Raw genomic sequence first — 11,864 nt, forward strand, 5'->3', positions numbered from 1 at the left:
GGTGCCGTACGTTTCTTCGCGCCTGCGATGAATCTCGACGGCGGGGAAATGGAAGGGAGTCGCCTTGCTCGGCAAGCGATTCAACAGGATGGCGCTCGGCTCGGTAGCTGGGGTCATGCTCATGGCAGCGGCCGCATGTGGCGGCAGTGGTGGGGGCTCCACGACGGCCAGCGAGGCGCCGACCGGTGCGGCCAGCAGCGAGGCGCCGAAGAGTGCGCTCAAGGTCGGACTGGCGTTCGACATCGGCGGACGTGGTGACAAGTCGTTCAACGACGCCGCGTACGCCGGCCTGGAGAAGGCGAAGACGGAGCTCAGCGCGGAGATCAAGGAGCTGAGCCCGGCCGCCGACGGCTCCAACCGCGGCGACCTACTGCGTCAGCTCGCCGACGCCGGCTACAACCCGATCATCGGTGTCGGCTTCGCCTACGGCGAGGACATCAAGAAGACGGCCGAGGAGTACCCGGACATCGAGTTCGCGGTCGTCGACTCCGCCTCCAACGCGCCCAATGTCACCGGCCTGCTGTTCGCCGAAGAGCAGGGCTCCTATCTGGCGGGCGTCGCCGCGGCGACCAAGTCGGAGGGCGGCCACATCGGCTTCGTCGGCGGTGTGGAGAACGACCTGATCAAGAAGTTCGAGGCGGGCTACGTGGCCGGCGCGAAGTCGGTCAAGTCGGACATCAAGATCGACATCAAGTACCTCACGCCCGACGGTGACTTCTCCGGCTTCAAGGCCCCCGACAAGGGCAAGGTGGCGGCCGACAAGATGTACCAGGACGGCGCCGACATCGTCTACCACGCCTCCGGCGACTCCGGCCTCGGCGTGTTCCAGGCGGCGGCCGCGGCCAAGAAGAAGGCCATCGGCGTCGACGCCGACCAGCGCCAGACGGTCAAGGAGACCGACCTGCAGTCGGTCATCATGACCTCGATGCTCAAGCGCGTCGACGTCGGCGTGTTCGAGTTCATCAAGGCCTTCCAGGGCGGCGCCAAGGGCGGCAGCAATGTCACCTACGACCTCAAGGTCGACGGCGTTGGCCTGGCCACCACCGGTGGCGAGATCGACGACATCAAGGACAAGCTCGACGCTGCCAGGCAGGACATCGTCGACGGCAAAATCACGGTTCCGGCTAAGCCGTAACCTGGTAGGACGATCGACTGAGGGCCCGGAGTCCGGCTACTTCGGGCCTTCTGTCTATGCCGCCCCCCTCTAGGAGAGGCGAGATGAGTGCTGACACCCTGGCCACGGCGAAACCCGCCGTAGAGCTGGAGGGCATCACCAAGCGTTTCCCCGGCGTCGTAGCGAACCACGACATCCGCATCACCGTCGAACCCGGCACGGTGCATGCCATCGTCGGTGAGAACGGCGCAGGCAAATCCACCCTGATGAAGATCCTTTACGGCATGCAGAAGCCGGACGAGGGCACCATCAAAGTCAACGGCACCGAGGTCGGTTTCCGCACGCCCAGTGACGCCATCGCGGTCGGCATCGGTATGGTCCACCAGCATTTCATGCTGGCCGACAACCTCACCGTGCTGGAGAACATCGTTCTCGGCGCCGAACCGAAGAAGGGCGGCAGGCTGGACACCGCCGCCGCCCGCAAGCGCATCACCGAGCTGGCGGAGAGCCACGGTCTGCGGGTCGATCCTGACAAGCTCGTGGAGGACCTCGGCGTCGGCGACCGCCAGCGCGTGGAGATCCTCAAGGTCCTCTACCGCGGCGCCCGCATCCTGATCCTCGACGAGCCGACGGCCGTGCTCGTCCCCCAGGAGGTCGAGGAGCTCTTCCAGAACCTGCGCGAGCTCAAGGCCGAGGGCCTGACCGTCATCTTCATCTCGCACAAGCTCGACGAGGTGCTCGACATCGCCGACGCGATCACCGTGATCCGGCGCGGCACCACGGTCGCAAGCCTGGCCAGGAACGAGGTCACCAGCGCCCGCCAGCTCGCCGAGCTCATGGTCGGCAGCGAACTGCCCACGCCCGAGACCCGCGAGTCCACGGTGACCGACCGCGTGGCGCTCCAGGTCGCGCACCTCACCATGGAGGCCGACGGCTACCACCCGGTGCCGAAGGGCGCCTCGGTCGAGGAGTACGCCGAGAAGTTGCGTGCGGACGGCAAGAGGCTGCTCCTCGACGACGTGTCGTTCGACATCCACGAGGGGGAGATCCTCGGCATCGCCGGCGTCGAGGGCAACGGCCAGTCCGAGCTGATCGAGGCCATCATGGGCATCCGCGCCACGCACGGCCGTATCGCCCTTGGCGAGCTGGACATCAGCACCTGGTCCACGCTCAAGCGCAGGGAATCCGGCATCGGCTACATCCCCGAGGACCGGCACCGCCAGGGTCTGCTGCTGGAGGCGTCCCTGTGGGAGAACCGCGTGCTCGGCCACCAGACCAGGAAACCGGCGCGTAACGGCATCTGGGTCGACCGGCGGGCCGCCAAGGCCGACACCGAGCGCATCGTCAAGGACTACGACGTCCGCACGCCGAGCGTCGACACCCTCGCCCTGGCCCTGTCCGGCGGCAATCAGCAGAAGCTGATCGTGGGCCGCGAGATGAGCGGCGCGCCCAAGTTCCTCATCGCCGCGCACCCGACGCGCGGCGTGGACGTCGGCGCCCAGGCCGCCATCTGGGACCACCTGCGCAACGCCCGGGCGGCGGGCCTGGCCGTGCTGCTCATCTCCGCCGACCTCGACGAGCTGATCGGCCTGTCCGACACGATTCAGGTGATCTACCGGGGACGCCTCGTGGCCGCACTCGATCCTTCCGACATCACGCCCGAGCGGCTGGGCGGCTACATGACCGGCGCCATCGCCGGCACTGAGGAGACGTGATGCCCGCCGGGCTCAACCGGGCGCTGCTCACCGTGGCCGGCGCCGTCATCGCCATCGTCCTGGCCATCGCGATCTCCAGCGTGGCGATCATCGCCGCGGGTGCCAGCCCGCTGGACGCGTTCGCCGCCTTCTTCAATTTCGGCGAGACGCCACGGGCGGTGGTCAACGGCGTCGCGGCGTTCCTCAACCGGGCGGTGCCGCTGTTCATCGCCGGTCTGGCGGTGGCCGTCGGCTTCCGCATGAACCTCTTCAACATCGGCGTGGAGGGGCAATACCGGCTGGCCGCCGTTTGCGCGGCCTACGTGGGCTCGACGTTCACCGCTCCCGCGCCGATCCAGATCGCGATGATCGTCGTTGTCGCGGCGGCCGTCGGCGGCCTCTACGCGCTGATTCCCGCGGTCATGAAGGTGACCAGGGGCGTGAACGAAGTCATCGCCACGATCATGCTCAACTACATCGCGATCAACCTGACGTCCTTTCTCGTGCGCGGCCCGTTCGCGGGGCAGCGCGGCGAAGGGCAGCTCACCACGACCACGCCGAAGTTGGCGGACTCGGCCATGTTCCCCAATCTCAACTTCATCTTCGACTGGTTCGGGCAGCCCTCGCCGACCCGTGGGGGCGGCCTGTGGGGCTTCCTGCTCCTGGCGGTCGTACTTGGTCTGGCGGTCTGGGTGGTGCTGGAGCGCACCCGCTTCGGCTTCAACGTGAAGGCCAGCGGGCTCAACGGGCCGGCCGCGCTCGCCTCCGGCGTCAACCCGAAGAAGATGATCATTGCGGCGATGGTGCTGTCCGGCGGCATCGCCGGGCTCATCGGCCTGCCCGAGATCCTCGGCGACAGGGGCGCCTTCAATTCCAACTTCACCGCCGGTCTGGGCTTCCTGGGCATCGCGGTGGCGCTGCTCGGCAGGAACAAGCCCGTGGGCATCGCGGTCGCCGCGTTGCTGTTTGCCTTCCTCGACCGGGCGCAGGGCGCGCTGCAGTTCGCGGAGGTCCCCGCGTCCGTCGTCACGATCATCCAGGGAGTGATCGTCCTGCTGGTCGTCGTGGCGAACGAGGTGACCAACCGGCTGGCGCTCAGGCTCGAAGAACAGCGAGCCGCCCAGCAGCTTGGCAGGAACACTCCGGTTGAGGTGGCAGCATGACCAGATTCACCAAGTACCACATGGTGCTTGTCGGCGTCGCCGCGCTCCTCCTGCTGATGTCGCTGGTACGCGTCGTGTCGGGCCAGAACGACATCACCTCCTCCGGCACGTTCGCCGCCGCGTTGCTGCTGGCCGTGCCGATCGGCCTGGCCGGACTCGGCGGTCTGTGGGCCGAGCGGGCCGGCGTGGTCAACATCGGCCTCGAAGGCATGATGGTGCTCGGCACCTGGTTCGCCGGCTGGGCCGGCTACCAGTGGGGCGCCGTTGCGGCGCTGATCGCGGGGCTGCTCGGCGGCGCGCTCGGCGGCCTCATCCACGCCGTGGCCACCGTGACGTTCGGCGTCGACCACATCATCAGCGGCGTCGCCATCAACTTGCTCGGCCCCGGCGTCACCCGCTTCCTGTCCGAGGTGCTCTACAAGGAGGGCACCCCGGCGGCCGACGCCGGCGCGGGCATCACCACCTCGCCCGCGATCACCGGGAAGACGTGGGAGCCCAGCCTGCCGCTGCTCTCGGACGGCCCTGACCTGCTCGGGAAGCTCGAGAGCACCCACTGGTTCCTGCTCTCCGACCTCGCGGGCATCCTGCGCGGCCTCACGCACAACGTGAACATCCTGGTCGTCCTGGCGGTCCTGCTGCTGCCGCTGACGTTCTTCGTGCTCTGGCGCACGGCCTTCGGCCTGCGGCTGCGCTCCGTGGGCGAGAACCCGTGGGCGGCCGAGTCGCTGGGCGTGAACGTCTACCTGATCAAGTACATCGCGGTCGTCATCTCCGGTGCGTTCGCCGGGCTCGGCGGCGTGTTCCTGGTCTTCGTCTCCACCAAGTACGTCGAGGGCCAGACGGCCGGGCGCGGCTTCATCGGCCTGGCCGCCATGATCTTCGGTAACTGGCGCCCTGGCGGGCTCGCCGCCGGCGCGTCGTTGTTCGGCTACGCCGACGGCCTGCAGCTGCGCAGCTCGGGGGCGGTCACGTCGTTCTTCCTGTTCGGCGCGGTGCTGCTGCTCGCCTATCTGATCATCAGGGCTCGCCGGATGCTGGCGCCCGACCAGCCGGTCGAGCTGGCGGCCAGGAGTCCCAAGGACTACACGCTGATGGCCGCCGCGGCGGCGGGCATGGTCGTATTGTTCTGGCTCTGGATGACCGTAGACCAGCTGCCGAACGAGTTCGTCTTCATCACACCACACGTGCTCACGCTGCTCGTGCTCCTGGTGGCTTCGCAGCGGCTGCGGATGCCCAAGGCCGACGGCGTGCGCTACCGCCGGGGGGAGCAGCATTGAGCATCGACTGGGACAGCCTGCGCGGCGAGGCTGCTGAGGCCATGCGGCACGCGTACGCGCCGTACTCGAAATTCCCCGTGGGGGCGGCGGCGCTCGTCGACGACGGGAGGATCGTCACGGGCTGCAACGTCGAGAACGCCTCCTACGGGCTCGGCCTGTGCGCCGAGTGCGGGCTGGTGTCGGCGCTGCAGCGGTCCGGCGGTGGCCGGCTGGTGGCCTTCACCTGCGTGGACGGCCACGGCGAATTGCTGATGCCGTGCGGGCGCTGCCGGCAGCTCCTGTACGAGTTCGGCGGCGAGGACCTGCTGGTCGAGACCGTCGACGGGCCGAAGCCGATGTCCGAGATCCTGCCGTACGCGTTCGGCCCGGAAGACCTGAGCAGGAGCGCGTAGTGGATGCCATCGAGGTCATCCGCGCCAAGCGGGACGGCGGCGAGCTGACCACGGCTCAGATCGACTGGGTGATCGCCGCCTACACCCGTGGCGACGTGGCCGACGAGCAGATGTCCGCGCTGGCCATGGCCATCCTGCTGAACGGCATGAACCGGCGCGAGATCGCCGACTGGACCGAGGCCATGATCCGCTCCGGCGAGCGTATGGACTGGTCGATGCTGGATCGGCCGACTGCCGACAAACACTCGACCGGCGGCGTCGGCGACAAGATCACGCTTCCGCTGGCGCCGCTGGTGGCGGCGTGCGGCGCGTACGTGCCGCAGCTGTCCGGACGCGGCCTCGGCCACACCGGCGGCACCCTGGACAAGCTGGAGTCCATTCCGGGCTGGCGGGCCTCGCTCTCCAACGACGAGATGTTGCACGTCCTGCGCTCGGCCGGCGCCGTCGTCTGCGCGGCGGGCTCGGGCCTCGCCCCCGCCGACAAGAAGCTGTACGCGCTGCGGGACGTCACCGGCACCGTCGAGTCCATCCCGCTGATCGCCTCGTCGATCATGTCGAAGAAGATCGCCGAGGGCACCGGCTCGCTGGTCCTCGACGTCAAGGTGGGGTCGGGGGCGTTCATGAAGTCCGTCTCGACGGCGCGCGAGCTGGCCGAGACGATGGTCGCACTCGGCACGGACGCGGGGGTGCGCACGGTCGCGCTGCTCACCGCGATGGACCGGCCCCTGGGGCGGGCCGTGGGCAACGCGCTGGAGGTCGAGGAGTCCGTCGAGGTCCTCGCCGGTGGCGGGCCCTCTGACGTCGTGGAGCTGACGGTACGGCTGGCGCGGGAGATGCTGGAGGCGGCCGGGGTCTCCGCCGGCAAGGACCCGGCCAAGGCGCTGCAGGACGGGTCGGCCATGGACGCCTGGCGGCGGATGATCGCCGCTCAGAGCGGGGACCCGGACGCCGTGTTGCCGCGCGCGGCCGAGACGATGGTCGTCGAGGCGCCGGCGTCGGGGGTGCTGACCCGGCTGGACGCGTACGCGGTGGGGCTGGCGGCCTGGCGGCTGGGGGCCGGGCGGGCGCGTAAGGAGGACCCGGTGTCGTTCGGGGCCGGCGTCACGCTGCATGCCAAGCCAGGGGATCTGGTGCGGGCCGGCCAGCCGTTGATGACGTTGCACGCCGACGAGACCGAGCGGTTCGGGCGGGCGCTGGAGGCGTTGGAAGGCGGGTACGCGGTGGGGGCGGCAAGCGAGGAGCAGCTTCCGCTGGTCATCGACCGCATCACGGCCTCGTAGTCCGGCTGGGCGCGTGCGGGCGCCTGTCCCGCCGTCCGGGTCAGGAGATCAGGGCGGCGGGGGTGTCGCTGAAGATGCCGGACAGGACGGCGCGGTGGGTGGGGAGTGCTTCTGCGTGGCGGGCGCGGCCCTCGTCGGTGATGGCCACGAAGACGCCGCGCCGGTCCGAGTCGCAAACGCACCGTGACACGAGCGCAGCCTTCTCCAACCGCGCCACCACCCTGGACAGCGCGCTCTGGCTCAGGTGAACCTCGTCGCAGAGCTCCTGTAGCCGCAGATTCTTCTCGTGGTGCACGATCCGGTCCAGCACCTCGAACTCGCTCGGCCCCAGCCCGTGTCGATCGCCCAGCTCTCGCTCCAGCGCGCACATGGCTTTGGCGTGCTTGGCCAAGACGTAATGCCAGGTCTCGAGCACGAACTCCTCGTCCATGTCGCGGAGGTTACCACCCCGCTAAAACTTATGCAACGGCATTAAATGCGCTTGCATTAGATGCTGGCGCATGTATTGTTCTGACCCATGTCCTCTTCCTCAACTTCCGCATCGCTTTCTTCACGTTGGGGGTTGCTCACCGTGCTCTGCGCGGTGATCTTCCTTGACGCCCTGGACGTTTCGATGGTCGGCGTCGCCCTCCCGGCCATCCAGCAAGACCTGGATTTGAGCACGTCGTCCTTGCAGTGGGTGGTCAGCGGTTATGTGCTCGGCTACGGCGGTCTTCTGTTGCTCGGGGGCAGGACCGCCGACTTGCTCGGGCGGCGCAGGGTGTTCCTGGTCGCGCTGGGTGTGTTCGCCGTCGCGTCGCTGCTCGGTGGCATCGTGGACGACGGGGCCCTGTTGATCGCGGCCAGGTTCGTCAAGGGTGTGGCGGCCGCCTTCACCGCGCCCGCGGCATTGTCGATCATCACGACGACCTTTCCTGAGGGCCCGGAGCGCAACAGGGCATTGAGCATCTTCACCGCCTGCGGCGCCAGCGGCTACTCGCTCGGCCTCGTGCTCTCCGGCCTGCTGACGGAGCTCGACTGGCGGGCGACGCTGCTGATGCCGGTGCCCGTCGCGATCGTCGCGCTTTTCGCCGCGTTGAAGGTGCTGCCGCGCGGCGCCGAGGAGCGGGCCGAGGGCGGCCACGACCTGCTCGGCGCCGTACTGATCACCGCTTCGATGTTGCTCCTGGTCTTCACCGTCGTCCAGGCGCCCGAGGCCGGGTGGGCCTCGGTGCGTACCATCGGCTCGCTGGTGGCCGTGGCGGCGCTGCTCGGCTTGTTCGTCTTCACCGAACTGCGGATGAAGCACCCGCTGGTGCGGCTGGGCATCCTGCGTTCCGGCCACATCGTCCGGGCCAACCTCGGTCTGCTCATCCTCATGGGTTCGTACGTGGCCTTCCAGTTCGTGGCCATGCAGTACTTCCAGAACCTGCTGGGCTGGTCGGCCCTGGGCACAGCGCTGGCGTTCCTGCCCGCCGGCCTGCTCGTCGCGGTCACCTCGACCAAGATGGGCGACTTCGCCGACAGGTTCGGCACCGGCAAGCTGATCGTCATCGGCGCGGCCGCGTTGGCCGGCGGCTACGCGATCTTCCTGGGCATCGACAGCACGCCCAGCCTGGCCGGCATGGTCATCCCCGGGATGCTGCTACTGGGCGTCGCGTTCGCGCTGTCGTTCCCCGCGCTCAACATCCAGGCCGTCAGCGGCGTGCACGACGATGAGCAGGGGCTGGCCTCCGGGCTGCTCAACACCTCCGGGCAGGTGGGCGGTGCCATCGTGCTGGCCGCGGTCACCGCCGTGCTGACCTCGGGCGGTGGCGAGACGCTCTCGATCGGTACGCTGCGCGCGGCCATCGTGGTGTCGCTGGTGCTGGCCCTGGTCGGGCTGGCGATCTCGGTGATCGGGCTGCGCGGCCGCAAGGCCGTGGCCGTGGAGCCGGACAGCGACAAGGTCTACGAGACCGTCTGATCACTCCATCACGAGGGCCCCGCCGTCCTGGCGGGGCCCTCTTCTCATTCCGCCACCACGCCGATCGGCGAGTCGTACTCGAGCGACTCGGTCGCCTCGTCCGTGAACTCGGTCGAGGTGCCCGACCGCACGTTGACCTTCGCCAGGTAGACGTAGTCATCGTCCAACTGCCGTACCAGGACCTCGTCCGCGCTGAGCCAGCGCTCCACCGCGATCACCTCGTACTCGTCCAATGCCGTGCGGACCGCGGAGACGCCGCCCGTGCGGACGTCCATGGTGACGAGGTACGAGTCCTCGGCGATCAGGGCCAGCGTCTGGCCGTCCGGGGACAGGGCGCCCCCGTACTCGATGAGGTCGGGGTCGATGCGGTAGCCGCCCGCGTAGACCTGTGCGCCGCGCAGCTCGATCGTGGTGACGGAGGCGTGGCCGGGGACGTTCTCGACGTCCTCGCGCTCGCTGACCACCTGAGCTCCGTCGTCCCGCACGGCGAGGACCTCGACCTCCTTGCCTGTGGTGTAGCTGGTCACGCCGGTGTCGAAGTCGAGCAGCGCGCTGGTGGTGGTGCCCTCGCCGGCGAAGGCGATGGCGAAGTAGCGGCCGTTGGGCGAGGACGTGAGGGTCGCGGGGAGCGGCTCGTCGTCGACGTCTATCCGCCTGACGGTGTTCGTGGGGAGGTCGTGGACGACGTACGAGCCCCGGTTGTTGCGATAGGCCAGGCGGCGGCCATTGTGGCTGACGGCCAGCGGGAGCGCGGCGCCGGTGTTCTGGTCGTACCCGGCTCCGGCGCCGGGCAGCCGCCATTCGTCGCCCGACACGGTCACCAGGCGCCACTGGCCGCAGGGCTGCGGGTTCGGCGGGTCGTTGGGGGTGTTCTGGCAGTAGCCCAGGTAGGCGTAGTGGATCGGGTCGTTCAGCTTTGCGGGCAGGGCGTCGGGAGTCTTCTCCGTGGTCTGGTAGCCGGTGGTGTAGTCGTCGGGCTCGGCCATCACCTGCTCGAGGTTGTCGGCGACGGCGGTCACGGCCGCCACGGTCAGGGCCGCGAACGCGGCTACCGAGCCGGCGATGACCGTCGCCCAGGTGGCCGCCCGGACCCTGCGCCGCCGGCCGATGATGCGTAGGACGGCGTCGGAGAGGTGGATGTGGGGCATGTCGCCGGCGATGCGGATCAGTGCGGCCCGCACCGCCGGTTCGTCGTCCGCCGCGGCCGTATCCCACGCCCGCGCCGGCGCCTCCCACGGCCCCGATCCTGGCGAACCGGCGGACCCGGGGTTGTCGGCTGCGGCGAAAGCCCCGGGCTGGTCACGAGAGGCGCCGGACCCGGCTTCGGGGACGGCCCACGGCGTTGCTTCGGGGGTGGCGGATGGCGCGGCTTCCGGGGCGGCCCACGGCGTGGTTGCGGGGTGTCGCGGCGCGGGCGGACGGTCATCGGGGATGTGCCCGTCTGGCGGCGTCTCCGGTGCGGACTGTGGTGAGGCGGTTGGCTGCGGCGGAGCGGATGCGGCGGTGGTGAAGAGGTCCGGGTGGGTGGCTTTGAGGTAGGCCAGGGCCTGGTGAGTTTCCTGGTCGAGGATGGCCGTCCACAGGCCCGTGATCGCGGCGGCCTGCTGCGGTGGGAGGCCGTCGTGGTAGCGGGCGACCACGGCGGCCCGCGCGTTGGGTGGCAGCGAGGCCAGCACGAAGGACCCAGACGCCGGCGGAGCCTTGTCCGACAGGAAGCGCCGATACAACTCGCGCAGCACGGCGTCCACCGGCTGGCTCCAGCGGACCGAGGACCAGCGGCGGCCGACCGTGACCAGCGCGCCCACGGCCAGATCGCGCGCTCGGTCCGCGTCGCCGGTCAGCAGGTACGCGGTCCGGGCAAACGACGCCCCGTAATTGGCCAGGAAAACCGGTAAGTCGTTGGATTCGCTCACGTATGTGACTCCTTGTGAGCTGATCAGGGTAGAGGGTCGGTCCCGTTCGGCGAAAGGGCCAGGAAAGATCGCGCCGGCCGCCCGAAACGCCGCTTGCGGGCCGGTGCGCTGGGCATCTACCGGGCATGCGACCGTCATCCCCGTGCGGCGGCCGGTGGGCGCGCAGCCGCCTCGCCGCTCCGCTCGCCTGCCTGGCCCTGCTCGCGGCCGGCGGCACGGCGTGCGGCCCGGCCACCCAGAACGCCCTGCCCGGAACCCCGTTCGCGACCGAATCGGCGGCCATTCCCGAGCCGGGCACCCCGACCAGCACGGCGGAGGTGGACGTCGAGCGGCCGGGCATCGGGCCCGCCGTCGTGACGGCTGTCCGGTATGCCGCCCACGAAACGTACGACCGGCTGGTCATCGACCTCGAAGGCGATATTCCTGGATACAGCGTGAGATGGGTGGACGAGTTTGTGGAGGCCGGCTCCGGCAAGCCCATCGAGGTGCGCGGGGGCGCGTACCTGCAGCTCACGCTCTTCCCCGCGAACGCGCACGAGGAGGACGGCGAGCTCACCTGGACGGGCGGCCCGGTCTACCAGGCCGACCTCCGCAATCTCACCGAGGTCGTGCGGACCGGTGACTTCGAGAGCCACGTCGGCGTCGGCCTGGTGCTGGCCAGGCAGGCGGCGTTCCAGCTCACCGAGGCGTCCTCGCCCAACCGGCTGGTACTCGACGTGGCACACTGATCCCGTGGTGAGAAAGATCGAGGGCCCGGCCCGTATCCCCGTACCCGGCGGCAAGCTCATCGACGAGCACATCGGCCGCGTCAACAGCGGCGACGAGGAGATCTCCATCGCCCACATGACCGCACCTCCGGGCTGGGAGGAGCCCGCGCAGACGCCGTCGTTCACCGAATACACCGTGGTCCTGCGCGGCACGATGATCATTGAGCACGACGGCGGGCGGACGGAGGTCGCGGCCGGGCAGTCGGTGGTGACGTCGCCGGGCGAGAAGGTCCGCTACAGCGTGGGTCCCGAGGGGGCTGAATACGTGGCCGTGTGCCTGCCTGCCTTCTCCCCGGAGAGCGCGGGCCGCGACTGAGAC

At 69.4% G+C, this 11,864-nt stretch carries 11 protein-coding genes; 9 read left to right on the forward strand and 2 right to left on the reverse strand.

The genetic code is table 11. The features are described 5' to 3' along the window. Positions 1-64 precede the first annotated feature (64 nt). The 6 genes from ACTWPT_RS21585 to ACTWPT_RS21610 all read left to right on the forward strand — a co-directional run bounded on the left by ACTWPT_RS21585 (position 65) and on the right by ACTWPT_RS21610 (position 6,920). Entirely contained in the window at positions 65-1,135 is a 1,071-nt protein-coding gene (locus tag ACTWPT_RS21585; RefSeq protein WP_443179220.1) for a BMP family lipoprotein, read from the forward strand. Between the two features lie 83 nt (positions 1,136-1,218). Then, positions 1,219-2,829, forward strand: coding sequence for an ABC transporter ATP-binding protein (locus ACTWPT_RS21590; protein ID WP_443179221.1), 1,611 nt, complete (start codon positions 1,219-1,221; stop codon positions 2,827-2,829). Then, positions 2,829-3,971, forward strand: a complete 1,143-nt coding sequence (locus tag ACTWPT_RS21595) for an ABC transporter permease (protein WP_443179222.1) — start codon at positions 2,829-2,831, stop codon at positions 3,969-3,971. Before ACTWPT_RS21590 ends, ACTWPT_RS21595 begins: the two co-directional genes overlap by 1 nt. Further along, on the forward strand, positions 3,968-5,248 hold the full coding sequence (locus tag ACTWPT_RS21600; protein ID WP_443179223.1) for an ABC transporter permease: 1,281 nt from the start codon (positions 3,968-3,970) through the stop codon (positions 5,246-5,248). The genes ACTWPT_RS21595 and ACTWPT_RS21600 overlap by 4 nt, the downstream gene beginning before the upstream one ends. Continuing rightward, positions 5,245-5,640: a cytidine deaminase gene (locus tag ACTWPT_RS21605; protein ID WP_443179224.1), complete on the forward strand. Its 396-nt coding sequence runs from the start codon at positions 5,245-5,247 to the stop codon at positions 5,638-5,640. The genes ACTWPT_RS21600 and ACTWPT_RS21605 overlap by 4 nt, the downstream gene beginning before the upstream one ends. Then, positions 5,640-6,920 (forward strand): thymidine phosphorylase, encoded by a 1,281-nt coding sequence (locus tag ACTWPT_RS21610; RefSeq protein ID WP_443179225.1) that lies wholly within the window; start codon positions 5,640-5,642, stop codon positions 6,918-6,920. Before ACTWPT_RS21605 ends, ACTWPT_RS21610 begins: the two co-directional genes overlap by 1 nt. 40 nt (positions 6,921-6,960) lie before the next feature. On the opposite strand, the gene ACTWPT_RS21615 is transcribed toward ACTWPT_RS21610, so the two are convergent. Beyond that, entirely contained in the window at positions 6,961-7,350 is a 390-nt protein-coding gene (locus ACTWPT_RS21615; RefSeq protein ID WP_443179226.1) for a MarR family winged helix-turn-helix transcriptional regulator, read from the reverse strand. Between the two features lie 141 nt (positions 7,351-7,491). Here ACTWPT_RS21615 and ACTWPT_RS21620 point away from each other — a divergent pair, with 141 nt between their 5' ends. Further along, entirely contained in the window at positions 7,492-8,865 is a 1,374-nt protein-coding gene (locus tag ACTWPT_RS21620; protein ID WP_443179282.1) for an MFS transporter, read from the forward strand. A 44-nt stretch (positions 8,866-8,909) separates the two neighbouring features. Here ACTWPT_RS21620 and ACTWPT_RS21625 read toward each other — a convergent pair whose 3' ends face one another. Then, a complete protein-coding gene (locus ACTWPT_RS21625) occupies positions 8,910-10,778 on the reverse strand; it encodes a hypothetical protein (protein WP_443179227.1) in 1,869 nt (622 codons plus the stop codon). Positions 10,779-10,903: 125 nt separating this feature from the next. Between ACTWPT_RS21625 and ACTWPT_RS21630 the strand changes: the two genes are divergently transcribed. Together ACTWPT_RS21630 and ACTWPT_RS21635 are read left to right on the forward strand one after the other, a co-directional pair. Then, positions 10,904-11,506 (forward strand): AMIN-like domain-containing (lipo)protein, encoded by a 603-nt coding sequence (locus ACTWPT_RS21630; RefSeq protein WP_443179228.1) that lies wholly within the window; start codon positions 10,904-10,906, stop codon positions 11,504-11,506. A 4-nt stretch (positions 11,507-11,510) separates the two neighbouring features. Further along, positions 11,511-11,861, forward strand: a complete 351-nt coding sequence (locus ACTWPT_RS21635; protein ID WP_443179229.1) for a cupin domain-containing protein — start codon at positions 11,511-11,513, stop codon at positions 11,859-11,861. Positions 11,862-11,864: the final 3 nt, after the last annotated feature.

This window comes from Nonomuraea sp. 3N208, from assembly GCF_052245935.1.
In the GTDB taxonomy this organism is placed as follows: Bacteria; Actinomycetota; Actinomycetes; order Streptosporangiales; family Streptosporangiaceae; genus Nonomuraea.